General features: G+C 36.7%; 30 protein-coding genes and 1 other annotated feature. Of the genes, 10 read left to right on the plus strand and 20 right to left on the minus strand.

Annotated features, from left to right (window positions below; translation table 11 throughout):
* Positions 1 to 5: 5 nt before the first annotated feature.
* Genes rsfS through ACI6MV_RS06870 form a run of 7 tightly spaced genes read right to left on the minus strand, consistent with a single transcriptional unit; the run spans position 6 to position 4289 of the window.
* Positions 6 to 362 carry a ribosome silencing factor gene (rsfS, locus tag ACI6MV_RS06840; RefSeq protein ID WP_407269612.1) on the minus strand — a complete coding sequence of 119 codons (357 nt, stop codon included), beginning with the start codon at positions 360 to 362 and terminating at the stop codon, positions 6 to 8.
* Positions 352 to 954: a bis(5'-nucleosyl)-tetraphosphatase (symmetrical) YqeK gene (gene yqeK, locus ACI6MV_RS06845; RefSeq protein WP_407269507.1), complete on the minus strand. Its 603-nt coding sequence runs from the start codon at positions 952 to 954 to the stop codon at positions 352 to 354. Before yqeK ends, rsfS begins: the two co-directional genes overlap by 11 nt.
* Positions 941 to 1510, minus strand: a complete 570-nt coding sequence (locus tag ACI6MV_RS06850) for a nicotinate-nucleotide adenylyltransferase (protein WP_407269508.1) — start codon at positions 1508 to 1510, stop codon at positions 941 to 943. The genes yqeK and ACI6MV_RS06850 overlap by 14 nt, the downstream gene beginning before the upstream one ends.
* Before the next feature lie 10 nt (positions 1511 to 1520).
* Positions 1521 to 1811, minus strand: a complete 291-nt coding sequence (yhbY, locus tag ACI6MV_RS06855; protein ID WP_407269509.1) for a ribosome assembly RNA-binding protein YhbY — start codon at positions 1809 to 1811, stop codon at positions 1521 to 1523.
* A 2-nt stretch (positions 1812 to 1813) separates the two neighbouring features.
* Positions 1814 to 2653 (minus strand): shikimate dehydrogenase, encoded by an 840-nt coding sequence (gene aroE, locus ACI6MV_RS06860; RefSeq protein ID WP_407269510.1) that lies wholly within the window; start codon positions 2651 to 2653, stop codon positions 1814 to 1816.
* Between the two features lie 17 nt (positions 2654 to 2670).
* A complete protein-coding gene (yqeH, locus tag ACI6MV_RS06865; RefSeq protein WP_407269511.1) occupies positions 2671 to 3786 on the minus strand; it encodes a ribosome biogenesis GTPase YqeH in 1116 nt (371 codons plus the stop codon).
* Positions 3774 to 4289: a YqeG family HAD IIIA-type phosphatase gene (locus ACI6MV_RS06870; protein WP_407269512.1), complete on the minus strand. Its 516-nt coding sequence runs from the start codon at positions 4287 to 4289 to the stop codon at positions 3774 to 3776. Before ACI6MV_RS06870 ends, yqeH begins: the two co-directional genes overlap by 13 nt.
* Positions 4290 to 4715: 426 nt before the next feature.
* On the opposite strand from ACI6MV_RS06870, the gene sda reads away from it, so the two are divergent.
* The 9 genes from sda (at position 4716) to ACI6MV_RS06915 (ending at position 11487) form a co-directional block, all read left to right on the plus strand.
* Positions 4716 to 4856 carry a sporulation histidine kinase inhibitor Sda gene (gene sda / locus ACI6MV_RS06875; RefSeq protein ID WP_407269513.1) on the plus strand — a complete coding sequence of 47 codons (141 nt, stop codon included), beginning with the start codon at positions 4716 to 4718 and terminating at the stop codon, positions 4854 to 4856.
* A 206-nt stretch (positions 4857 to 5062) separates the two neighbouring features.
* Positions 5063 to 7396, plus strand: coding sequence for a Na+/H+ antiporter subunit A (locus ACI6MV_RS06880; RefSeq protein ID WP_407269514.1), 2334 nt, complete (start codon positions 5063 to 5065; stop codon positions 7394 to 7396).
* Positions 7397 to 7399: 3 nt separating this feature from the next.
* Positions 7400 to 7747 carry a Na(+)/H(+) antiporter subunit C gene (locus ACI6MV_RS06885; protein WP_407269515.1) on the plus strand — a complete coding sequence of 116 codons (348 nt, stop codon included), beginning with the start codon at positions 7400 to 7402 and terminating at the stop codon, positions 7745 to 7747.
* The gene (locus ACI6MV_RS06890) at positions 7740 to 9218 is read left to right on the plus strand and encodes a Na+/H+ antiporter subunit D (protein WP_407269516.1); all 1479 of its coding nucleotides are present in this window, start codon (positions 7740 to 7742) and stop codon (positions 9216 to 9218) included. Before ACI6MV_RS06885 ends, ACI6MV_RS06890 begins: the two co-directional genes overlap by 8 nt.
* Before the next feature lie 6 nt (positions 9219 to 9224).
* Positions 9225 to 9701 carry a Na+/H+ antiporter subunit E gene (locus ACI6MV_RS06895; RefSeq protein ID WP_407269517.1) on the plus strand — a complete coding sequence of 159 codons (477 nt, stop codon included), beginning with the start codon at positions 9225 to 9227 and terminating at the stop codon, positions 9699 to 9701.
* Positions 9698 to 10003 (plus strand): monovalent cation/H+ antiporter complex subunit F, encoded by a 306-nt coding sequence (locus ACI6MV_RS06900; protein WP_407269518.1) that lies wholly within the window; start codon positions 9698 to 9700, stop codon positions 10001 to 10003. Before ACI6MV_RS06895 ends, ACI6MV_RS06900 begins: the two co-directional genes overlap by 4 nt.
* Positions 9984 to 10358, plus strand: coding sequence for a monovalent cation/H(+) antiporter subunit G (mnhG, locus tag ACI6MV_RS06905; RefSeq protein WP_407269519.1), 375 nt, complete (start codon positions 9984 to 9986; stop codon positions 10356 to 10358). The genes ACI6MV_RS06900 and mnhG overlap by 20 nt, the downstream gene beginning before the upstream one ends.
* 133 nt (positions 10359 to 10491) lie before the next feature.
* A complete protein-coding gene (sigK, locus tag ACI6MV_RS06910; RefSeq protein ID WP_407269520.1) occupies positions 10492 to 11193 on the plus strand; it encodes an RNA polymerase sporulation sigma factor SigK in 702 nt (233 codons plus the stop codon).
* Positions 11194 to 11280: 87 nt separating this feature from the next.
* Complete coding sequence (locus tag ACI6MV_RS06915; protein WP_407269521.1) at positions 11281 to 11487, plus strand: hypothetical protein; 207 nt, start codon at positions 11281 to 11283, stop codon at positions 11485 to 11487.
* 61 nt (positions 11488 to 11548) lie between these two features.
* Here ACI6MV_RS06915 and ACI6MV_RS06920 read toward each other — a convergent pair whose 3' ends face one another.
* The 3 genes from ACI6MV_RS06920 to ACI6MV_RS06930 all read right to left on the minus strand — a co-directional run bounded on the left by ACI6MV_RS06920 (position 11549) and on the right by ACI6MV_RS06930 (position 13457).
* The gene (locus tag ACI6MV_RS06920; RefSeq protein ID WP_407269522.1) at positions 11549 to 11788 is read right to left on the minus strand and encodes a YrhC family protein; all 240 of its coding nucleotides are present in this window, start codon (positions 11786 to 11788) and stop codon (positions 11549 to 11551) included.
* A 164-nt stretch (positions 11789 to 11952) separates the two neighbouring features.
* Positions 11953 to 12648 carry a 5'-methylthioadenosine/S-adenosylhomocysteine nucleosidase gene (gene mtnN, locus ACI6MV_RS06925; protein ID WP_407269523.1) on the minus strand — a complete coding sequence of 232 codons (696 nt, stop codon included), beginning with the start codon at positions 12646 to 12648 and terminating at the stop codon, positions 11953 to 11955.
* Between the two features lie 50 nt (positions 12649 to 12698).
* Positions 12699 to 13457 carry a YrrS family protein gene (locus tag ACI6MV_RS06930; RefSeq protein WP_407269524.1) on the minus strand — a complete coding sequence of 253 codons (759 nt, stop codon included), beginning with the start codon at positions 13455 to 13457 and terminating at the stop codon, positions 12699 to 12701.
* 308 nt (positions 13458 to 13765) lie between these two features.
* On the opposite strand from ACI6MV_RS06930, the gene ACI6MV_RS06935 reads away from it, so the two are divergent.
* Positions 13766 to 14014 carry a hypothetical protein gene (locus ACI6MV_RS06935; protein ID WP_407269525.1) on the plus strand — a complete coding sequence of 83 codons (249 nt, stop codon included), beginning with the start codon at positions 13766 to 13768 and terminating at the stop codon, positions 14012 to 14014.
* Between the two features lie 25 nt (positions 14015 to 14039).
* Here the strand turns inward: ACI6MV_RS06935 and ACI6MV_RS06940 are convergent, their stop codons facing one another.
* The 10 genes from ACI6MV_RS06940 to ACI6MV_RS06985 form a co-directional block, all read right to left on the minus strand.
* Positions 14040 to 15752: a peptidoglycan D,D-transpeptidase FtsI family protein gene (locus ACI6MV_RS06940; protein WP_407269526.1), complete on the minus strand. Its 1713-nt coding sequence runs from the start codon at positions 15750 to 15752 to the stop codon at positions 14040 to 14042.
* A 765-nt stretch (positions 15753 to 16517) separates the two neighbouring features.
* Entirely contained in the window at positions 16518 to 16994 is a 477-nt protein-coding gene (gene greA, locus ACI6MV_RS06945) for a transcription elongation factor GreA (RefSeq protein WP_407269527.1), read from the minus strand.
* A gap of 373 nt (positions 16995 to 17367) precedes the next feature.
* The gene (udk, locus tag ACI6MV_RS06950) at positions 17368 to 18003 is read right to left on the minus strand and encodes a uridine kinase (protein WP_407269528.1); all 636 of its coding nucleotides are present in this window, start codon (positions 18001 to 18003) and stop codon (positions 17368 to 17370) included.
* Between the two features lie 23 nt (positions 18004 to 18026).
* Positions 18027 to 18662 carry an O-methyltransferase gene (locus tag ACI6MV_RS06955; protein WP_407269529.1) on the minus strand — a complete coding sequence of 212 codons (636 nt, stop codon included), beginning with the start codon at positions 18660 to 18662 and terminating at the stop codon, positions 18027 to 18029.
* An 81-nt stretch (positions 18663 to 18743) separates the two neighbouring features.
* Positions 18744 to 19901 (minus strand): endolytic transglycosylase MltG, encoded by a 1158-nt coding sequence (mltG, locus tag ACI6MV_RS06960; protein ID WP_407269530.1) that lies wholly within the window; start codon positions 19899 to 19901, stop codon positions 18744 to 18746.
* A gap of 152 nt (positions 19902 to 20053) precedes the next feature.
* A complete protein-coding gene (locus tag ACI6MV_RS06965) occupies positions 20054 to 20338 on the minus strand; it encodes a DUF1292 domain-containing protein (RefSeq protein WP_407269532.1) in 285 nt (94 codons plus the stop codon).
* A 16-nt stretch (positions 20339 to 20354) separates the two neighbouring features.
* A complete protein-coding gene (gene ruvX / locus ACI6MV_RS06970; protein ID WP_407269534.1) occupies positions 20355 to 20771 on the minus strand; it encodes a Holliday junction resolvase RuvX in 417 nt (138 codons plus the stop codon).
* Positions 20768 to 21040, minus strand: a complete 273-nt coding sequence (locus tag ACI6MV_RS06975; RefSeq protein ID WP_407269536.1) for an IreB family regulatory phosphoprotein — start codon at positions 21038 to 21040, stop codon at positions 20768 to 20770. The genes ruvX and ACI6MV_RS06975 overlap by 4 nt, the downstream gene beginning before the upstream one ends.
* 97 nt (positions 21041 to 21137) lie before the next feature.
* Complete coding sequence (gene alaS, locus ACI6MV_RS06980) at positions 21138 to 23774, minus strand: alanine--tRNA ligase (protein WP_407269537.1); 2637 nt, start codon at positions 23772 to 23774, stop codon at positions 21138 to 21140.
* Positions 23775 to 23828: 54 nt separating this feature from the next.
* Positions 23829 to 24041: a binding site (T-box leader), on the minus strand.
* A gap of 107 nt (positions 24042 to 24148) precedes the next feature.
* The gene (locus ACI6MV_RS06985; RefSeq protein ID WP_407269538.1) at positions 24149 to 25216 is read right to left on the minus strand and encodes an AI-2E family transporter; all 1068 of its coding nucleotides are present in this window, start codon (positions 25214 to 25216) and stop codon (positions 24149 to 24151) included.
* Positions 25217 to 25232: the final 16 nt, after the last annotated feature.

Genomic DNA, 25232 nt, shown 5'->3' on the forward strand with positions numbered 1-25232 from the left:
TGACATTATCCTTCCTGGTCAATCGTAAATTCAACGATAGGAGCATCGCCCCACAAGCGTTCAAGGTTATAGTATGCGCGTTCTTCCTTGTGAAACACATGGCAAACTACATCTCCTAAATCGACTAAGATCCAACGAGATTGCTCATACCCTTCTAATCTTCTAACAAAAACCTCGTTCGCTTCAGCTTGATGCTTTATTTCTTCTGCAATTGCTTGAACTTGTCGTTCATTACTACCTTCACAAATAAGAAAATAATCAGCAATCAGTGATACATCCTTCATATCCAATAGTATAATGTCTGTTGCTCGTTTATCATCACATGCTTTTGCAGCTAATTCTGCTAATGCTTTACTTTCCAACTTTTCCATTTTGTTGCCTCCAATTCTTTTTTACCAGTACGTTTATAAAATGATTATATGCATGGAACGTATCCGGATAAATCGGTTGGTTTTTGCTCATCAAGAATGAAATTGTATTTTTAGCCGCTTCAAAGCAGGCGGCATCAAGATCTTCAGAAGCTAACTCTCGAACTTCCTCAACTCCCGGAAAACTTCTACCGGGCTCAATATAATCGGCCAAATAAATTACCTTATCTAGGATTGTCATATGTGCTGTACCAGTAGTGTGCCATCGGATTGCATTTAATATGTCTGGATCACCCAACCCAATTTCTCGCTTTACTAGCAATGCGCCAACTGGTCCGTGCCATAGTTCATGATGGTACATGAGCAGATCTTTCGGAAGGTATTCCTGCTCTATCCAACGTCTCATTTCTTCTTTATCTCGGTACTTTGCATAATCATGGAAGACAGCAGCTAATTCTGCCTTTTCAATACTTGCATCAAAGATCTTAGCTAGTTCAATTGCTGTGTCCGTCACCCTAATTGTATGTTCGAACCGTGACTTTGTTAAATGTGGTTGCACAAAAGCTAATGCTTCACTTCGATCCATAAATCTGATGCTCCTTTATTACATCAATTACTGACTCAGGCAAAAAATATCTTATTGATTTCCCTTCAGACAAACGTTCCCTTATCAGCGTTGACGATATATCCACCCCTGGAATATTCACTTGAACAACTGGATAATTGCTTTTCAACTGATAATCACTACGTTTGACACCAACAAATTGAACTAATTTAGATAGCTCATCAATTTTATACCAATTCGGCAGATATTCAACCATATCAGCACCAATAATAAAATAAAAAGTTATCTCTGGATATTGTTCACGAAGCAACTTGATCGTATCAACCGTATATGATTTTCCCGATCGTTTAAGTTCAATCTGATTAACCTTAAAATTCGTATTATCTTCAATTGCAGCCTGTAACATCTCAACCCGATATTCGACTTTTGTATCGGATTTTTCTTTATGGGGCGGTTCGTTAGAAGGGATGAACCATACCTCATCAAGATCTAAGGCCTCTAACACTTCCTCCGCTATCATTAAATGTCCATAATGAGGAGGATCGAATGTTCCCCCTAATAAGCCGACCTTTTGCATATGACTCTCCTTAAGGTAACTCAATTTGTTTATTTTCTTGTGATTCTTTATACAATACAATAATGTTACCGATTATTTGTACAATTTCTGCATCAGTTTCTGTTCCAAGTTGTTCAGCAACTTCATTTTTATCTTCCATGTTATTTTGTAAGATTGATACTTTAATTAGTTCTCTTTTTTCAAGTGCTTCACTAATCTGGGTGGTCATGTTTTCATTCACACCTGATTTACCGACCTGAAAAATCGGGTTTAAATGGTGCGCTTGTGCTCTTAGAAATCGTTTTTGTTTACCTGTTAACATGATTAATTTCCTCGCAATCTTTGTTCTAGTTGGAAAAGGATGGTATCTAAAGGTGCTTTTTTATCTGTCCATATCTCAAAGGCTAATTGCGCTTGGTACAATAACATTGCATGTCCAAAATGGATGCTTGCTCCTTGTTGTTTCGCTTCTTGTAACAACTTGGTCATTAATGGTTGATATACTATGTCACTGACTACTGTATGTGCTTGTAAGTTCGTTAATGCTATAACCTGTGCTTCTATGTTCGGTTTCATCCCTACAGATGTTGTTTGAATAATCACATCATATTTAAACAATTGTTGTTCTGCTTCACCGAATGTTAGGATGTCAGTTGCAATAGCTGGTTCTTTTAAATCCAATAATAGTTCTGCTTTTGCTGATGTTCGATTAGCTATGTCGACTCTTTCCAATGACTCATTCATCAATGCCCGATAAATCCCTCTTGCTGCACCGCCTGCACCGAGAACTAAAACTTTTTTATCTTTTCCCGAAACATCTGGAAAGGAAGACTTTAACGATCGTACAAATCCATATCCGTCTGTATTATAGCCTTTCCATTTCCCATTTTCACAAACAACCGTATTGACCGCTCCAATTTTTTTTGCATCAAGATCAAGTTCATCAAGAAATGGTATAATTGCTTGCTTATAAGGTACCGTCACATTAAAACCATCAACCTGCTCATTTTTTAACAGTTCTACCTGTGCCGCTAAGTGTTCGAGGTCTGTCTCATGCAGCCGGTATTCCCCATCAATACCGAGCTTTTCCATAAATTGATTATGGATCCATGGTGACAGTGAATGACCAATTGGCTGGCCAATCAATCCTAGTGATAATGCCATGCTCCTCCCCCTAACCTTTATATAAACGAATCGCGAATACTCACAGTTACACCTTTCGGACTATGAGCTGTAACACTTGCACTCCCATTCGTGATCGTAACCCAACCTAAACCTGGAAAAACGATGTCCGTTTTTGGCTGTTTAATCCGAAATGAGTGCTTTGTAAAGCCTGGCAACTTTTCTAATGTTTCTTCGTCAGGTGGCGATAGCAACTCACCTACATGTTTCGTATATAATTCATCAGCATTAGCTAATTTTGTACGATGAATGTTAAGTTGATTAGAAAAATAACAAACAAATGACTGCTTCTCCCCTTGTTCAAAATCTAACCTTGCCAAACCTCCAAAATAGAGTGTTTGCTTATCTTCTAATTGAAAAACTCTCGGTTTAATTTCCTTTTTAGGTGTTATTATTTTCAAATCCTGATCAGAAATATAGTGAGCCATCTGCTTACGATTAATCACACCTGGTGTATCATATAAAGAACTCTTATCATCTAAAGGAATGTCAATGAACCCCAATGTTGTTCCCGGGAAATAAGATGTCGTGATGGCATCGCCAATTCCTGTAGATTCATTAATAAGCTTGTTGATAAATGTTGATTTTCCAACATTCGTACTTCCAACTACATAGACGTCCTTTGTTTTCCTGTAAGCTTCAATTGCAGATCTTAACTGCTCCATTCCTTGACCTTTAACTGCCGAGATCAGAAATACATCCTGAACAGTTAATCCTAAGTCCTTAGCAGATTTTTTCATCCATTGTTTCAATTTACCAATATTCGTTGACTTTGGCAGTAAATCTACTTTGTTACCTACTAAGATAATCGGATTATTCCCTGTTAACCGACCAAGACTATTAATGAATGTACCGTTGAAATCAAATATATCAACCAACTTTACAATCAGTCCTTGTGTATTTCTAATTTGGCTGATCATTTCTAAAAAATCATCATCACTGTATGAAACATCTTGTACTTCGTTATAATGCTTTAAACGAAAGCATCTTTTACATATAATCGTATCATTATCTAAAGCAGATGCTGGCACAAATCCTGCCTTGTTTTCGTCCTCAGTTTGAATAGTTGCACCACATCCCTGGCAACTTAATTGCTCTTCTGTTACTCTTTCCAAGTAATCATCCCTTTCCTACGCATCCAGCTTAATATTCGACGTTCGATTTGGCGATTAATTTTAGTGATTTTACCATCTGTTTTAACAATCGGTACTACTAAAATGGTATAAAAACCTGCTCCATTTCCACCAAGTACATCCGTTAACAGCTGATCGCCGATAACAACTATTTCATCTTTTGATAATTTCATATCTTTTGCCGCTCTTTTAAAAGCTCTTCTAAGTGGCTTTCTTGCACTATAAACGAACGGTGTATTCAATGGTTCCGAGAAAAGTTTCACTCGTTGCTCTTTATTATTTGAAATAATCGTTACTTTTATATCGTTTTCTTGCATTAAACGAAACCATTCAATAATTTCAGGAGTAGCATATTCCACATCCCATGCAACTAATGTGTTGTCTAAATCCGTAATGATCCCCTTTATTCCTTTTTCTTTTAATTTCTCTGGCCTTATCTCAAATACATCTTTCACATGCTCATTAGGTAGAAATCTTTTAAGCAATGACACTTCACCTCAATTTTCCCATTCATTTCCTCATACTATCCTTTACATGATAAACAATTTCCGGCTATGTTTCAAAGTATAATAACCTCACCTATTATGTACCCCATCTTAATTTAACTCATAATTCAATAAAAAATAATCATATATATGCAATAATCTTAGATATTTTCAATAAACATTTCGACAAAAATCGACAAACGATATTCTGTGGATAACTTTATACACATTTTCACGATTGCTATACCAACAATCCATCAAGTAGTGCACAGTTTATTAACAAGTTGTATACAATCACCTGTAGATAACTTCCATGTTGTCCCACTTTTCCATTCATGGTAAAGTATTAATAACTTCTTGATAGAACTACTTTGTTTCCTTAAATACAGGTAGGAAGGCGACTTCCAATAATGGAGGGGCTAAAAAATGGAACATTTATCAGATGAATTATTAATTGAATCTTACTACAAAGCAAACGAATTACAGCTTAGTGTTGAATTCATCGATTTAATTGAAAAAGAGATAAAAAGAAGATCACTAACGAGAGAAATCAGCTATACAAGTTAATCAATTTTTAGTTCTTCATCTAATTGAATAACGAAGAATTGTCGAAAATTCGTCATAAAACTGTCGAACTCTTGTCATTATTATAAATGACAAGAGTTTTTTATTTATATTATGTGAGCGCATAAACATGTTTAGTTGAATTCTATTGCCGATTCTGATTACAATAGCATTACGAGTGCTTTATAATCATTAAGGAGGATCATCGGATGTTGTTTGCAGTTTTTGCCCCACTAATTATCGCTTTTATTATTCCCTTTCTAAGCAAGTATAAAGAGAAAATACATACAGGTTATTTTGTACTTCTCGTTCCATTAGCAATCTTCATCTATTTTATTAAATTTGTTGGAACTGATTTTACACCAGTTCTTCAACAAATATCTTGGATTCCATCATTAGATATAAATGTTTCCTTATACTTAGATGGCCTTAGCTTACTATTCGTGCTATTAATTAGTGGCATTGGCGCATTGGTCGTACTTTATTCAATTTTTTATCTACATAAATCAGAAAAACTAGGACATTTTTATGTTTACCTACTTATGTTTATGGCAGCAATGCTAGGAGTTGTTCTTTCTGACAATATTTTTGTCCTATACACTTTCTGGGAACTAACCTCAATTTCTTCGTTCTTGTTGATTGGTTATTGGGATCATAGAGAACGCTCCCGCTATGGTGCAATGAAATCAATGATTATCACGGTTTTTGGTGGACTTAGTCTATTAGGTGGATTTATTCTTTTGTCTGTTGTGACAGGCTCGAATAGTATCCAAGCCATGATTAGTCAAGTGGATGTTATTATAAGTAGCCCTTTGTTCCCTTTAATTGCAGTATTTATCTTTCTAGGAGCATTTACGAAATCGGCACAATTCCCTTTTCATATATGGTTGCCTGATGCAATGGAAGCTCCAACACCAGTAAGTGCCTACTTGCACTCTGCAACGATGGTTAAAGCAGGTATTTATTTAATTGCAAGATTTTCACTTATCCTTGCAGCTTCTGAGTGGTTTTTCGTGGTCGTTAGTGGATTTGGTATTATCACACTATGTTGGGGATCCTATATGGCTGTAAGGCAAACGGACCTAAAAGGTATACTAGCGTTTTCTACGATTAGTCAGCTTGGTATGATCATGACAATGTTAGGTTTTGGTACGAAGGCTGCTGTTTTTGCTGCGGTATTTCATATTTTAAACCACGCAACCTTTAAGGGTAGTCTATTTATGGTAGCAGGTATCATTGACCATGAAACAGGATCAAGAGATATTCGCAAGCTAGGTGGCTTAATGACACTTATGCCTATATCAGCGACACTCGCGCTATTTGGAACTTTTTCTATGGCTGGTGTACCATTACCTTTCTTAAACGGCTTTTACAGTAAAGAATTATTCTTTGATACAGCAATTCATTTACCTGACACATCCTTAGCAGCTGCTGAGATTCTGCAGCAAGTGATTCCCTACTTAGCGGTACTCGGAAGTATCTTTACATTTGTTTATTCTATGTATTTATTGTTTGGAACCTTTACAGGCAAGCAACAGTTGGACCAACTACCAAAGAAGCCACACGAAGCACCGTTTGGAATGCTAGTAGCTCCGGCTATTTTAATTGCTGGTGTGATTGTGATTGGTGTAATTCCAAACTTGTTTAATGAAACACTGCTTGCCCATGCTACATCGGCTATTACAGGACAAGAGATCGATAAACATATTTCATTCTGGTATGGCTTTGAATATCCGCCGTTATACATGTCACTTGCGGTTGTTGGCATCGGTTTTCTCTTGTATTGGTTTAAAAAATACTGGACACGTATTTACACTGTATTTCCTGGTAAAGCCAGTCTTAACGATATTTATGATGGTCTCTTAGTAAGAGTTGAAACATATTCAGAGAAGATTACAAATGGCTATATGAATGGTTCATTACGAAGATATGTAGCTTTAATTGTTTCGACGATGACGGTTGTCACGCTTCTCTTTTTATTTTTCACAAATGGCTTTACGTATACTACGGATGATTTAGCTCCAATATCAATTGGGCAAGTACTAATTGGACTAATGATGGCCATTGCTGCAATAGGTACGATTTTTGCTAATAATAAAATAGCAGCGATTCTCATTTTAGGTGTTGTTGGTTATGGGTTAGCAATTTTGTTTGTGATGTATTCTGCACCTGATTTAGCTTTAACACAATTGGTTGTCGAAACGATTAGTGTCGCATTATTTTTGCTTTGCTTCTATCACTTACCAGCACTTAGAAAACGAACAGAGGGAATTGGCTATAAAACAACCAATTGGATGATCTCGATTAGTTTCGGTGCGTTAATGACACTCATTGCAATTTCTGCACATAGCAGTAAATGGTTTGATTCGATTTCTACTTATTTCTTAGAACAATCGTATAAATTAGGTGGCGGTGATAACGTTGTTAATGTCATTCTTGTTGACATGCGTGGTCTTGATACGTTATTTGAAATAACAGTGCTTGGCATTGCGTCGTTAGCGATTTTTGGATTAATTCGTTTACGTGATAAGGGGGCGAAATAACAGATGGAAATCTTAATGTCTATTCTTGCCGGTATTTTGTTTACAACCGGCATTTATAACCTATTACAAAAGCAGTTATTGCGAATTATAATTGGTACTGCCTTAATATCGCATGGCGCTCACTTGTTTATCTTAACGATGGGTAAGCTAGGACGCGGGATTCCGCCTATTCTTATCAGTCATGATGCAGATGTTAGCCATTATACGGACCCTTTACCACAAGCGCTTATTTTAACGTCTATCGTAATTAGCTTTGGGGTAACAAGCTTGTTGTTAGTGCTTGCATATCGCGCAGCAAAAGTTAACGAAACAGACAATATGGATTTATTAAGGAGTAACGAAGATGAGTAATTTAGCAGTATTACCAATTGCATTGCCACTGCTGTTCGGTATCATAGTGGCATTTATACATAACCGAATAAAAATTGTACGGACAATCTCTAAACTATTCGCTATCATTAATTTAGTAGTTGTTTCCTACATTGCATATTCCGTAATAAACGATGGATCCATTATCTTAGAAACAGGTGGTTGGGAAGCACCGTATGGTATTGTTCTCGTTGCTGATTTGCTCTCTATTATACTTGTGTTAACGACAAACATTATCGCTGTAGCCTGTGTATTCTATGCACCGAAATCGTTGTCGGAAAAGCAGGAAGCATTCTATTTTTACGCTTTCTTCTTTATGTTAATTAGTGGTGTTTCTGGGGCATTTCTAACTGGTGATTTGTTTAACTTATTTGTTTTCTTTGAAGTACTATTAATGGCGTCTTATGGATTAATTGTCCTTGGAGGTGGAAAAGTACAATTACGTGAATCAATCAAATATGTACTCATTAACTTATTTTCATCGATGATCTTCGTTACAACTATTTCCTTTCTTTATTCTGTCGTTGGAACAGTGAACATGGCGCAAATTGCTGAGCGGGTACAGGAAAGTAATCAAGGTGGGATTTTAACAACAATAGGGATTTTGTTATTTTTCGTGTTTGGTACAAAGGCAGCTCTATTCCCTTTATATTATTGGCTACCGAAGCCATATACTGTACCAAATCCGGTTGTTTCAGCAGTGTTTGGTGCCTTACTAACTAAAGTGGGTATTTACGCAATTCTTCGTACATACACGTTAATTTTTGTTGACCAATCCAATTATGCACATGAATTATTTATTTGGATTGCTGGGTTTACGTTAATCTTTGGAGTTATCGGTGCTCTTTCAACAAACAATATAAAGCTCATTATTGCTTATAATATTATTCCTGCTGTTGGTTTTATGATAATGGGGATTGGAATATTTACCGAAACAGCGATTAGCGGAACGGTTTATTACTTGATTCATGATATGATCATTAAAGCAGCACTCTTTTTACTTGTTGGGGCTGTCTCCTTCTTAATGGGGACTTCTGATTTAAGAAAGCTGTCGGGCTTTATTCATCACTATCCGTTATTAGGCTGGCTCTTCTTCATTGCTGCATTCGTTCTTGCGGGGATTCCACCTTTTAGTGGGTTTGTTGGCAAGTTATTATTATTAAATAGTGCTTTTGAATCTGGAAACATCGCGATTGCTATCATCGGATTAATTGGCAGTTTATTAATCTTACTTAGCCTCATGCGCATCTTTGTAAGTGGGTTCTGGGGTGAAAAAACGCCTATTAAGGTTAATAAACAGGCTGCCAATCAATTCTCGTTACCAATCATTTTTTTACTTTGTTTTTCCGTTTTGCTCGGAGTTGGTGCAGAACTAATTTATCCGACAATTGCTGATATTTCTAGTTACCTAATGGATCCTGACGTATATATTGATTCTGTTTTAAAGGAGTAACGCCTAATGACCCTTCAAATTGTAATTAACATTAGTATTGCATTCATGTGGATGTTTTTGTACGAGGATTACACGTTTTTAACGTTTGTATCTGGCTATATAGTTGGGATACTCTTGTTATTCCTTTTGCGCCGCTTTATACCAGGTTACTTTTACATGAGGCGAGTTGTAAATGTATTAAAGCTTGTCCTACTATTCTTCAAGGAACTTCTATTGTCCAATCTTGAGATTGTTAAGCTTGTATATAAACCAAAACTAGATATAGAGCCAGGAATATTCGCGTTACCAACAGAATTAAAAACGAATTGGGAAATAACTATGCTGGCTAATCTAATTACATTAACGCCCGGCACATTATCTGTTGCCGTTTCTAAGGACCAGTGCGTGCTATATATTCATGCGATGGATTTAGATGATGATGAAAAAATGATTACATCAATCAAAGATACATTTGAAAAAGCGATCATGGAGGTGACAAGATGACCATTAATACGTTACATGATTGGATTGATAATGTGGCCATATTTTGTATTTTTGTTTTATCCATCTCTCTGCTTATACTTCTATACCGAATTATCGTTGGGCCAACTAATCCAGACAGAGCAATGGCATTAGACGTAGCAGGAATTAATTTAATGGCTGTCGCAGGCATGGTTGCCATTCTATTAGTAACGACAAAATTAAACGATGTGATCCTCTTAATAGGAATTTTGTTGTTTATTGGTACAATTGCGGTTGCCAAATTTTTAGAAAAGGGTGTTATCATTGATAGAGACGTGGATTAGAGCATTTTTTGATATCGTCATTATATTATGTTTATTGATTGGCACCTTTTTCATATTTTCCAGTTCGATTGGATTAATAAGATTCCCTGACGTATATACACGACTGCACGCTGCTACTAAAGCATCAACACTCGGGGTTTCCGGAGTCATGATTGGTGCATTCATCTTTTTGTATATTGAACATGGAATTGTCAGTGGTAAACTTATTCTTGGAATTATCTTTGTATTATTAACTGCTCCTGTATCCGGGCACATGATTTCTCGTTCTGCCCATCGAATTGGAATTAAGCCTTGGAGCAACAAATATACAAAGGATGATTTAGCTGAGGCATATAAGAAAGAAGAAAACAATTAATAATTTCAAAAAACTCTTATCAACAGATAAGGGTTTTTTTATTAGATTCTGCAGTAGGACGTGCACGAAACAACGTCTTCTTTCATAAGGTGATTATATAGGCAAAAGCCCAAACTGCAGGAGGTGCATGTGTTTGTCTAGTATTTTAAGCGCACTTGCTTTACTTATTAAAGAGGCGTTATTCTTTGTATCGTATATTAAAAATCATGCCTTTCCTCAACCCTTACCACCAGAAGAAGAGGCGAAATACATTGAGAAAATGCATAATGGAGATGATCACGCTCGAGACAAATTAATTGAGCACAATTTAAGATTAGTCGCTCATATTGTTAAAAAATTTGAAAATACTGGGGAAGACACGGAAGATTTAATAAGCATCGGTACAATCGGACTAATTAAGGGCATAGAAAGCTTTTCAAGCGGAAAAGGAACGAAGCTTGCAACCTACGCAGCGCGATGTATTGAAAACGAAATTCTGATGCATTTACGAGCCTTAAAAAAGACAAAAAAGGATGTATCTTTACACGATCCAATTGGCCAAGACAAAGAAGGTAACGAAATTAGCCTGATTGATATTTTACAGTCAGAAAACGATGATGTTATTGAGTATATTCAGTTAAACATGGAAGTTGCCAAAATTAGAGAGTATTTAGACATCTTGGATGAAAGAGAAAAAGAAGTAATTAGTTGCAGATATGGCTTAAATAATGAGGATGACTTAACTCAACGAGAAATAGCAAAAAAATTAAAAATTTCACGTAGTTATGTTTCCCGTATTGAAAAGCGTGCTTTAATGAAAGTATTTCATGAATATTATCGGAAAGAGAAAAGATAACTTGATTCATCTGGGACATTCACCTATACACTTTTATTTCTAGAATCATAAACTGTAATAAACGCTCCTGAAAAGGCGGTGAATGTAATGTCTTATTGGGGATATGAATCGTATGAACCCTATAGTCCGAATCAAGCTTTTCCTTTCTACGGATACAATCCTAATTATGGATATTATGATTCCTATGGATATGGGTACGCTTCCAATAATGGAATAGGTTTTGGCTTATTCATCGTTGGGGTTGTATTATTATTAATTCTTGGTGGCGGCTATTACTATTACAATTATGTATGATTAGTTTAGGAACAGGAAACCATATAAATAACCCTATGATTCCAACAGTAGAATCATAGGGTTATTTATTTTCAAGCTCATTATATTGAAATTGCATACTTCTTAATTTCCACGCAAATGCTCCAGCAATAGAAATTGACACTAACAATAATCCAATGACTAGGTTTGCTAATTCACTCGGGTTAAAAAACACAGTAATAAGCATGCCTAAATAAAGATAAAAACTTAAAATTAATAAGGTAACTAAAAATCTACTATAATCTTCAATCTTCTGTTTCATACTAATCATTTCACTATCCACTTTCACTTCCCCCTAACTTCTTCTATAACATGAGGATCAAAAAGACAAAACAACGATGAGATTAGTCGCTGACATTTGGCTCCTCTTTGAATAACCTATAATAGTATTCTATCATAAAAGTGGCGTGAAGTTAGGATGTAAAAGATGGAAAAGCAGGTTACGTGTTAATCGATATTGCTTACCATTTCCATAATCAACGTAGCAGCATTTGTAGCTGCTGTTTCTAAAAATGTTTCAAAAGAAACTGACGCTTCTTTACCAGCAATATCAGATAAAGCACGTATGATAACAAAAGGCGTATCGTATTGATGGCATACATGTGCAATTGCTGCAGCTTCCATTTCTGCAGCAATCATCGTAGGAAATTTGCTCCGAATAAATTCAACACGCTCAGGATCAGACATAAATGCATCACCAGTCGCTATCATTCCTTGCATAGCTTTACAGTTTGTAGCAATTTCTGTTGCCTTCATAGCCTGTGATATTAACGTTTCATCAGCAGTAAATGCAGCAGGCAATCCCGGTACTTGTCCATATGCATAATCAAAGGCAGTAACATCTACGTCATTGTAAACAACAGTTGTAGAAACAACAATATCTCCTACCTCTAATTCTTTCGCAAAACCACCTGCAGATCCCGTGTTTATTATTTTTTCTGGTTTATATATTTCGTGCAAAATTGTGGTAGCAATCGCCGCGTTTACTTTACCTATCCCTGATTTTAATAATACGACTTGTTTTCCTTTTAATAAGCCTTCTGTAAAAACACAGCCTGCAATTTCTTGTTGTTTCGTATCTGTCATATTTTTTTGCAACAATTCTACTTCTTCGTCCATAGCTCCGATAATTCCAATAGTCATTAATAAATCCTCCTAGAAAAGTTTGAAAAATTCTATGCTGTATTGATTACTTATTCAGCATCAGTTTCTGTGTTTTTATCTGTTGTTTCATCAGAAGTATCTGTTTCCGGTTCTTTTTTATCGTTTTCATTTAGTTCTTCTACCTTCGTTGGAAGCCAGCCTCCAGCATCCGCCCAGCTTAAATAAACACGATAAATTTCTGTTTGTGCATTATTACTCACGGTGGCAATCATCTTCTTATCTCCGCCATTTTCTAACCGCCATGTAATCATATCATCAGAAACAAGACCTGTTGCCAGATATACCGCTTGAATAGCATCCTGCCAATCCTGTGAATCTTGCTTCCAAGAAAATGCATATGGGGCCTGAAGTTCTGTTGGAACTGGTTCCCAATCGCCTGTATAAGCCCTAATAACGTTATCATCGTCGGTTACTTCAATTTCAGTTACTTCTGTATCACTTTGATCAGTTGCTTCATCAGAAGGGCTTTCTTGCTCCTCTGTTACTTCATCTGCTTCATTTTCTGATCCTGGTTCCGATTCGGAATCCGATGGAGAATTATTTTCTTCAGTAGTATCCGATGATTCTTGATCGTCAGTCGGATTCTGCTCTTGTTGATCCTCCCCATTGTTTTGGTCAGCAGCTGTATCTGCACGGTCATCTTCTCCATTATTACCAAAAACGAATACAGCTATTAAGGCAATAATCAATATACTTGATACTCCAATTAACCATGAAATAGTTTTTGTACCTTTTCTTTTCTTTTCAAATCGATTAACTCTTGTGTACGGATCACGTTCGTAAGCCATATTATGTATCCTCCCTCTTATGTATTAGCAATTCCTATTTTGATAATCATAGGCTATAACCTCTGCATTGCGCCTTATAGCCCTTTTCGGGTCTATGTTCCTAAGTAATGAGTAAGACCCTCATTCATGTATAGTACATGCCTGTCCTTACTATTATACTATGATTGATGGATAGGACCAATGAATGATTTAGTTGTAAAAAAATTAAAATCTTTGTCGAAATAATTCTAGTTTTGACATATAGAAAGGATTATCAGCATAAACATCAAATATCTAGATGAAACAAACTTAAAAGGAGAGTGTGAAGTTTGCAAATTACTACATTTGATCGTAAATTATGGCATTTAACATCATTTGACACTGTAGGTTACAACCGCAAGGCACGCGAATTTGTAGTTTATTTATTTGACGGTACACAGATCCATTTGTTTGATGTTGAAGAAATTGATATTTTCCACTTTTTAACAGCACTTAATAAGGACAATTTTTTATTACAAATTTTATTAACTCGCTATCCGTATATACAAATAAAAGACAAGGTTTCCCATCCCATTTAGGGTGGGATGGGATCCTTGCCTTAATCTACCGATTATCTAACAATTTCGTAACAACATCATGAAAAATCTTATAGTTTAATGCTTGGCGCGACGTTTGTTTCAGATCAACGACTGCCATAGCATATTGTGGATTTTCTCTAGGGAAATATCCAACAAACCAATGATTTGTATTACCAGAAATACCGGTTTCAGCCGTTCCTGATTTACCTGCGACAGGTAATTCACTAAACGAAGAGCCTGTACCATTGTCAACTACCCCAGCTAATAGTTGCTGCAGCTGTTTTGCTGTATCTACATTAATACCCTGATTTGGTCGTTGATGTGACGGGAAATTGGCCATGGTAGTCCCATCTTTATATAAAATCTTAGCCACTGCTCTTACTTCTTTGTATTTTCCATCCTGAGCAATTGTTGCAGCCATATTAGCCAGTGCAAGCGGTGTAACCTTCACTTCTTTTTGACCGATAGAAGTTTGGGCAATTGCTCTTGGAACATAGCGGTCCTCATCATTTCCCCATATAATTCCTTGTTCTTCCTCTGGAAATTGTTTAAATTCACTAAAATGAAACAAATCTCCTACCCATCCTGTAGTTCCAATTAACCCCAATTTATCTGCATAGGTTTCCAATATTGTTGGATCAGTAGCTACTAGTTGATTGCCGATCTTTGCAAATGTATAGTTACAGCTCTGCGCGAAACTCTCTGCGAAATTTAGAACTCCTAATTCACGATTGGCTGTACCTTCACCATATAAATCCAAATTACAATCATACGATTTGTCGATACTATTGTGCTGTTGTTCTATTGCGGCCGCAGCTACAACCGTCTTAAACACAGAACCGGGAAAATGTCGTACAAGCATCTGATTCTCCACTGTATTGTTTATATATGGCTGATTAGAATCTATTTTGGGTCTTGAAACCATAGCCAAGACATCTCTAGTTTTGACGTCAAGCAATACAAGACCGCCTTTTTCTAGCTGATGTTCATCGATTACTTCCTCTGCTATTTGCTGCATTGTTGCATCGATGGTTGTTTGGATTTTCAACGGATAAAAATGGTCTTGTTGACCTAGATAACGTAGCGACAAACCAAACAATGGTGAACCCTTAGCATCGACATGATACATTAATTTTTCTTCATTTTTCGATTGAAGGAATGAGTCAAACGTCTGCTCTAATCCTGAGATTCCAAGTGGCTGATTTTTCTCATCGTCGTAACGTGCTTGGAATTCCTGTGGATTTGATCGGACAATTCCGAGTAAATGACTAGCAAGCTCTGGATCACCTTGCACCGTGCGTTCAACTGCAACTAATCCAGGAATAGCTTCTTCCTTCACAGTTGTATATAATCCCTCCTGAATCGAAGTATCAAGCAATTTTGATAAATAGATTGCTTCATCGACATTGGCAAGCTTTTCTTTCCAATCTAAGTCAGCATGAGACAACTTGTCCCTCACTTTCTCAGGAAGTTCTATCGTCGATACAAATGGGAAAACAACGATATCTTTTTGGATAACGTTGTTAAGTGGTACCCCTAGATTATCAAGAAAAACACCTCTACCGCTGGATAATTTAATCTCGGTAGTGCGTTGGTTTACACTGTTATCCAACAGATTAACTTGTTCCTCTCCATAGTTCTCTGTTGATATTAATTGAATGTCAGCGAGCTTGTATAAAATAAATACAAATAAGATCAATAAACATACAGAGAAAAAATATACACGTGTTTTTTTCATTATTATTCACCTCTCCTTACTATCATTATCAACAATATTTAGTAAGGATAAACAATGATCAGTAAGAGTTAGCAAGGGAATGGCGGATGTGGCATATCTTGTTCAAGAATCATCCGTGGTAAGGCTTTGAGCGAGAACTTAATTTGGAACGATTACGTTTTCTTGAGACACTAAAGTATGCCATAAGTTATCTTCTACGCGGACAGTTGAGGCCTTATTTTGTCTTCAAATCTAATTTTGACCATTTGCCGGACATGAGGGACCTTATTTGCTTATAAAAGACACAATAGCAACTATTTTATCAAAATAACAGCGCTGATGCCGCACAATTCCAATCATGTCTCTATTACCACAAATAAGTGCACTAGTGGCCGCCAAATCAATTCCCCCTTGCTATTAAGAAAAGCGCAGAGCGCCGCTTAGAAACGTAGCGACTGGAGCGAATCGACTAAAGATAAAGGAATCATGATGAGCCTTGCGAATCAATGATGACTTATCGTAGGCGATTCGTGAAGTCGTGTAGTTTCTGGCGCTCGGAGCTAGACACATGAAAAGCGCAGAGCGCCGCTTAGAAACGTAGCGACTGGAGCGAATCGACTAAAGATAAAGGAATCATGATGAGCTTGCGAATCAATGATGACTTATCGTAGGCGATTCGTGAAGTCGTGTAGTTTCTGGCGCTCGGAGCTAGACACTTGTACAAATTTATAATGCTTTCTTATCATTAAAAAAGATGCCCCACAAGTGAGACATCTCATTCTTAACCTATTCAACTTTTAATAATTTTATTTCCATATCTCCACCAGGTGTTGGGACATTAAGTGTTTCCCCTACCTCATGTCCAAGCAAGCTTTTTGCAATTGGTGAATCATTCGAAATTTTCCCTTCAAACGGATCAGCTTCTGCACTTCCAACAATTGTATAGCTCTCTTCATCACCATCAGGTAGTTCTTTAAAAGTAACCGTTTTACCTAGTGATACTTTATTTGGATCTTGGTTGTCAGCTTCTATAATTACTGCATTTCGAATCATGTTTTCAACTTGAGCAATTCGTGATTCTACAAAGGCTTGCTCGTCCTTCGCGGCATCATATTCAGAGTTCTCAGAAAGATCCCCAAATCCACGAGCAATTTTAATACGCTCAACAACTTCTTGACGCTTTTCCGTCTTTAGAAGGTATAGTTCGTTTTCTAATTTTTCTTTACCTTCTGTAGTCATGTAATAGCTTTTTTCTGTTGCCATGCTAAACACTCCTTTAATTCAACTATGATTTAATACCTTTAGATAAGTTCAATCATATATTTATTCGTTTTGTAACATGATGTTTCATAATCAGATTCACATAAGAGTAATTCCCTGTAAATGAAACATGAGTCTGAGGATAACTTTGATACATAACAATGCACGGCCAGCGACTAGCGATACTTCCCTCACTTCCGTACGATAAGTCAACATCGACTCACTACGTTCGTCGTGTTTCCTTTATCTCCTACGGCTCAGTCCAGTCCGTACGTCGCTAACCGGCGCCCTGCGCTTTCGACAACCAATAAAAACTACTAACCAATACTATGGCAGATTTTACACAATTTTTCAATACTTTTCTATTGAAAGCTGATTAAAATGCTTTACTGTCTAAGATCGTCTTGATTTTACTAGCCATTATATCAATAGCTACAAGGTTTTGCCCGCCTTCAGGTATGATAATATCTGCATATCGCTTGGTTGGTTCAATAAATTGTAGATGCATAGGACGTACCACATTTATGTATTGCTCAATAACAGAATCGATACTGCGCCCTCTTTCCTTCATGTCTCTCAATATCCTTCTAATTATTCTAACATCCGGATCTGTATCCACAAACACTTTAATATCCATTAAATCAAGCAAGCGAGGATCTTCTAATACCAAAATGCCTTCTAAAATGATAACATCCTTCGATTCCACTGAAATAAATTCTCCTGAGCGTGTATGTAATGTGTAATCATAAACAGGTTTCTCGATGGTTTGTTTATTTAATAATGCATGTACGTGCTCGATAAGCAAATCGTTATCAAATGCAAGTGGATGATCATAATTTGTGTTTAACCGCTCCTCAAAAGGTAAGTGTGATTGATCTTTATAATAATAATCCTGCTCAATAACAAGGATTGTTTTTTCAGAAAATCTCTTACTTATCGAACGTGTAACTGATGTTTTTCCTGATCCAGTTCCACCGGCCACACCGATTACTACTGGTTTATTTATAGACATGTTAGTTATATCCCCTTTTTCTATTATCTTTTTACACTAACAGCAATGCCGTCACCAATCGGTACAATAGTTGTCCTGTATAAAGGATGTTCTGTTAAGAAGCCATTATACGTACGAAGTTTTTTTGCTATTTTTGATATTCGCTTATTTTCTCCAACATCATGTGCAACAAACCCTTTGAAAAGCACGTTATCAGAGATAATAATCGCATCTTCAGTCAAAAATTCACTAAAGATCTCAAAAAACCGTTGGTATTGCCCTTTGGCAGCATCGATGAATAACATGTCATAAGGTCCTTGATCCTTAATCTTATTAGTTTGTTCGAATGCATCACCAAATATAACATTTATTTTATTTTGTTTTGATAATTCCTGTATATTTTTAACTGCCTCGCTATATCGTTGTTCATCTCTCTCCACAGTAACAACAGTTGATTGTGGGTGAGCCTCTAGCATGCGCAACGCTGAATAGCCAATAGCTGTACCTATTTCCAAAATTTTCTTCGGTTGCTTCATTCGCACCATTTGCATAAGAAAATCGATACCTAATGGTTCCATTATTGGCACATTATTGATTTTTGCGTAGGCTTCTAATTTCGTAACCCAATCTTTTGGTTTATCTAATGTACCTAGTAAATATTGTTCTAAATGCTTTTCCACTTCGGTAGAGACCTCCTGATGATAATCATTATTTAATTCTCCAAAGGTAAAACAAACAAAGAGAAAGGAACAGGATATCTCCTATTCCCCGTCCCCTCTTACTTGGTGTGTTTCAATATTTTGTCTATGCTCATCAAATGTTTTTGCATAGTATATAGAACCATCACTTGCAGCAACAAAATACAAGTAATCCGATTCAATCGGTTCTACTACTGACTGCAAGGAGCTCTCTGAAAAATTGGATATTGGACCAATCGGAAGCCCCGTCACCACATACGTATTGTAAGGAGAGTGCACTTCTAAATCATCAAATAACACTCGATCCTTATGTTTTCCTAACGCATAAAGAACCGTTGGGTCTGTCTGTAGCTTCATACCATCTGCTAATCGGTTATAAAACACTCCCGAAATTTGCTTTCGATCTTCTTCTGTTCGAGCTTCATTTTCGACAAGAGAAGCCATCGTAATCGCCTCATGGACAGTCATCTTCTCTCCATAAAAATCCTTATCCAAAATTGTACTTAAATAATTCGTCAAGACGCTTTCTGTCTTATCTAACATAGCGGTTACAATCGTTTTTACCGATGGTTCTTCCTCATAAAAATCGTAGGTAGCCGCAAATAGATAACCTTCAAGCGGTGTTCGTATATCTTCTTGTAAAATTTCATCTGTTAAGATCGCTGGGTATTTATTCATCAATTGTTCAATATATGCAGGATCATTTACCGTTTCGATGAATTCTTCCTTATCTATGCCTGCATTTTGCGCGTAAATCTCAGCTATTTGGTCTATTGTTTTTCCCTCAGGAATAGTGACAGTTAAAACAGCCTCTTTCATTACTTTACCTGTTTGAAGTTTATTTATTACTTCGTCAAGTGTCATAGAAGGAGAAAAATCATATTCCCCAGCTTGGAATTGCGTAACATTATTAAATTTAATATAATACCTGAAAATTTTAGCATTGTTAATAATATTATTTTCTTCTAAAATAGCTGCAATTTGAGAAGTTGATGAACCTAATGGTATCTCCACTTTAGTTGTTGTATCATCTGTTGCATCCACAGGCTCTAATGCTGTTTTAATGTATGAATAACCCCAGTAAGCTCCTGCCCCAATTATTAACGTAATACACGTCAATGTTATCATTACTATTTTTCTAACTAGGCCGGCTTCTTCACCTTTTATATACTTAGGGTTAACTTGATTTTTTTTGTCTTCCTTTTTTCCGGAAGTTGTCATAGTATCTCCCCCTTTCATCCGATATATTATACTACAAAAAATAACATGATATCTAATAATAATTGATTTTTCTTTTACAAAAAGTTACATCATTTAATAATAAAACCGACCCAAGATATTATGGGCCGGTTTTTTCTCACCATTTTTCGGAATTAGACGTCTTCTTCTTCCGTTAGCGTGTTCAACATCTCTTCTACCATTTCCCATTCGTCATCCGTTTCAATTTGGAATAAGGAAAAATCGTCTTCATCGTTTGCATTTTCCTCATAGCGGAAAGCAAATACCTCAACTTCTTCTTCTTCTGACTGCTCTGCTGGTACTACTGCTATATACGAGTGTTCTGTTTGATCAACATCAAAGGTAAATAATACCTCAAATAGATGTTCCTCACCCTTCTCGTCAGGAATAATAATTCGTTCTTTTTCTTCTAATCCCACTTGATTGCCTCCTGTCCTAAGATTTGGCGTCTAAATAACTTTGTAAAATCATAACTGCCGCCATCTTATCAATTACTTTTTTACGTTTTTTTCTACTTACATCTGCCTCTATTAAAACTCTTTCGGCAGCCATTGTTGTTAATCGTTCATCCCATAATACCGTATCGATTCCAAATTGTGTTTCTAAATATTTGGCAAATTGCTGGGAAGCTTCACCTCGTGGCCCAATCGTGCCATTCATATTCTTCGGTAGACCAACAACGGCAAGAGTGATTTCATATTCTTCGATAATCGCCTTTAGTTCCTCTTGCGCCGTGCTATAATCTCTTTCATCCCAACGGATCGTCTTTAAGCCTTGTGCTGTCCATCCGAGACCGTCGCTAACTGCTACCCCAATTGTTTTTTGCCCAACATCTAGTCCTACTTTCTTCAATTTTGTTCCTCATTTTGTTGGCTTAAGTAAAATTTAACTAACACTTCTATAAGCTCGTCCCGTTCTATTCTCCGAATCAAATTTCTAGCATCCTTATGTCGAGGAATATATGCTGGGTCACCAGACAATAAATAACCAACGATTTGATTTATCGGATTATACCCTTTTTCTTGTAACGCTTCGTGAACTGTAAAAAATACTTCTTTAACATTTTCTTCAAAAGGTCCGTCTGAAAAATCAAACTGCATTGTTTTATCCATGGATCCCATAAAATCACCTCATTCTAAATTTTTACCGATTGCATTCTATATAATCTGCATTACTGCCATTATAATATAATGTTTGGCCGAATGATATCAGAAACTACTATACCTTAGAACGAACATAGGTTTCTGCATAGAGAAGCGCGTCTTTTAACTGATCAGGATTTTTACCTCCAGCTTGCGCCATGTCAGGACGGCCTCCGCCTCCACCACCACAACGTTTCGCTGTTTCTTTAATAAGATTTCCGGCATGAAAATCTCTTTCCATAAGGTCTTTGGAGACTCCTGCCGCTAACTGTACTTTATCATTGTTTACAGAGCCTAGCAAAATGATACCTGAGCCCATTTTTTGCTTTAGATCATCTACCATATTTCTTAATTGGTTCATGTCTGAGACGTCCACTTTTTGAACGAGTAATTTCACTCCGCTGATCTCTTGCACATGGTCTAACAAGGTAGATGCTTCCATTCTAGAAAGTTTAGCACTTAGTGATTCTTTTTCTCTTTGAACATCTTTTAATTCTTGGAACAAGCCATCGATTCGATCTGGAACTTTATCAACTGCAACTTTAAGTGCTTGTGCAGCTACTTGCAGTAATGCTTGCTTTTGATTCATGTAAAGGTAAGCACCTTTGCCTGTAACTGCTTCAATTCGACGTGTTCCTGCCCCAATACCAGTTTCTGTTGAAATCTTAAATAAGCCTATTTCTGCCGTATTGTTTACATGACACCCACCACAAAGCTCCAGGCTATAGTCGGCTACTTGTACAACCCTAACCGTGTCACCATACTTTTCCCCAAACAGTGCCATCGCACCCATTTCCTTTGCTTCTGCAAGTGAATGGTATTCTGTATTAACACTAATTGAAGCCCATATTTTCTCGTTTACAATTTGTTCAATTTGTTGTAACTCTTGATCAGAAATCGAACCAAAATGAGAGAAATCAAATCGTAACCGATCACTTGCTACTAGAGAACCCGCCTGGTTAACATGTTCACCTAATACGTCTTTTAGCGCTTGATGCAATAGATGTGTAGCTGTATGATTCTTTTCAATTAATGCACGTGAAATCGTATCAACTTCCGTAAAGACCGCTGCTCCTTTTGCAATTGTACCTTCCTTCACTATTGCACGATGAAGATTTTGCCCTTTAGGCGCTTTTTGAACATCTTCTACATAAACCTTAGCGGTGTCAGTAACAATCCAACCTTTATCGGCAATCTGTCCACCACTTTCCGCATAAAAAGGTGTCTCTTCTAGAAATAGATAAACCTCATCACCAGTAGTAGCAGTTTCTACTAGTGTTTTAACTTTAATAATTTCTAGTACTTTCGTAGCTGAATTTAGCGTGTCATAGCCAACAAACGTGCTATCAGCTTCAATCATGCTAAATACTTCGTCTTGTATTTGCATGGAATCTACTTTTTGTCTTGCTTGACGTGCACGATCACGCTGCTTTGTCATTTCCGCTTCAAATCCTGCTTCATCAATCGTAAATCCTGCTTCTTGTACATATTCTTCAGTTAGCTCTTTAGGAAAACCATACGTATCATACAGTCGGAATACTTCTTCGCCTGGAAAGACATTACTACCTTTTTGTTTTTCTTTTTCAAGAATATCAGATAAGATTGTTAGTCCTTCACTAAGCGTTTCGTGAAAACGATCTTCTTCGGTTTTAATAACATTTTCAATAAAATCTTGCTTCTTCCTTACTTCTGGGTAGAATGGCTCCATGATTTCAGCTACAGTTGCTACTAATTGGAACATGAACGGCTTCTCTATTCCGATATTCTTCGCGTATCTTACTGCTCTTCTAAGCAATCTTCTTAATACATAGCCTCGTCCTTCATTTGAAGGAAGTGCCCCATCACTAACGGCAAAAGTTACCGTACGGATATGGTCAGCAATCACTTTGTAAGCAACGTCTGACTGCTTATCGCTATTGTATTTCACATTAGCATATGCTTCCGTTGCTTTCATAATTGGCAAAAATAAATCAGTCTCAAAATTAGTTGGTGTATCTTGGATTACACAAACCATACGTTCTAGTCCCATGCCAGTATCAATGTTTTTCTTTGGAAGCGGGGTGTACGTATCATCTGGATTATGATTAAACTGTGAAAAAACTAAATTCCAAATTTCCAAATAGCGTTCATTTTCTCCACCAGGGTACAGCTCAGCATCAGTTGGATCGTTGCCATATGCTTCTCCGCGATCATAAAAAATTTCTGTATTTGGACCACTAGGACCCTCACCAATATCCCAAAAATTTTCTTCTAATCGGATGATCCGTTCTTCTGGTAATTTAACAACATCTTTCCATAACTGATATGCTTCATCATCTTCAGGGTGAACAGTTACAGATAATTTCTCAGCATCAAAGCCAATCCACTTATCACTCGTCAAAAACTCCCACGCATACTCGATCGCCTCTTTTTTGAAATAGTCGCCAATCGAGAAATTACCAAGCATTTCAAAGAACGTGTGGTGACGTGCCGTATAGCCAACATTTTCAATATCGTTCGTCCGAATTGATTTTTGTGCGTTAACAATACGCGGATTATCAGGTATCACACGACCATCAAAATACTTTTTCAGTGTTGCCACACCACTATTGATCCACAATAATGTTGGGTCTTCTTTTGGTACTAACGATGCACTCGGTTCAACCTTATGTTCTTTTTCTTTAAAAAAATCTAAAAACATTTGACGAACCTCTGCAGAAGATAATTGCTTCATTTATTTCAGCTCCTTTTAATATGTAAACATAAAAAAACTCTCGTCCTGCATATATGCAGGGACGAGAGAAATATCGCGGTACCACCCTAATTATGGAACACAAATTTGTTCCATCACCTTATAGCGCTGTAACGGTGCAAACCGGTGGGGATTAGCCACACTCCGATCCTAGCTTCCATGATGCTTATCTAGAACTTCTTCCAGCCTCGGAAATTCCTCTCTTTAGACAAGTGAAAATCATGTACTCGTGATCATCTTTGATTTTGTTATTAAAGTTATTTAGTGATGCCTTGAGTAAGGCACATTATGTTGCTTTCGCACAAAATGCAAATCACCTTTGCTATGCGATATTATAGACAAAATTCTCACACCTGTCAATTACTTGCTCTATATGCTCGCGTATGGACGAGCACAACTTTGATAACGGACAGTACTGGAATGGCAATAATCATACCAATAATCCCACCAATTTCACCACCGACTAGTAAAGCAAATATAATTAAGATTGGGTGAATGTTGACGCTTTTCCCGACAATAAATGGAGAAAGTAAGTTTCCCTCGATAATCTGTACAATGAATACCGATAAAATAACGAAAAGCACCATTTTAATTGAAACAGTAAAAGCAATAATTACAGCGGGTACTGCGCCAATGATCGGACCAAAATATGGGATAATATTCGTCGTGCCGATAACAATTGCTAATAACAATGGGTATTTAATTCCTATTAACCAAAATAACCCATAAGAGGTAATCCCGACGAACAGACACACTAATAACTGTCCACGAATATAATCGCCTAGGCTTTTATCAATTTTTTGTAATAACTGCTTACCATCTTCCCGATACTTCCTTGGCGTTAGTTTAAATAAGCTCGATTTTATTAAACTAAAATCTTTTAACATGTAAAAAACGAGGACCGGTATAACAGCAATGACAATTACGATATCCATAATTTTTGTTGCTTGTCTGACCATTTCAGTAAGTATATTAGTAACCGCTTCTTCGAATTCATGCAAAAAATCATCCATCCGATCATGAACGGTTTCTGGTAAATACGATGTTTGTTCGTACATGCCATAAATAGAAGCACGATAAGTATCAACAAATTGCGGAAGATTTTCATTCAAATCTCGCAATTGATGAATGAACATTGGAAACGCCTTGTAAAAGATAAAACCGACGCCACCAAAAAAAAGCAAATAAATAAAAATGATTGCGAACCATCTAGGGAAGTTACTTTCATGGAGCTTTTCAATTATTGGATGTAACAAATAAGCAATTACTGCTGAGATAATAAAAGGTGTTAAAATTTTAAAAATGACAGAAAAGAAAGATTGATACAATGGAAATAATTTCGTTAACAAAAACAAAAATAAAAACGATAATATCCCAATCAAAATCCAATACAAGTAGTGCATTGAATTCTTTTGATTAAACATATATAACACGCGCCTC

The organism is Radiobacillus sp. PE A8.2 (assembly GCF_045635475.1).
Taxonomy (GTDB): Bacteria; Bacillota; Bacilli; order Bacillales; family Amphibacillaceae; genus JBJGXI01.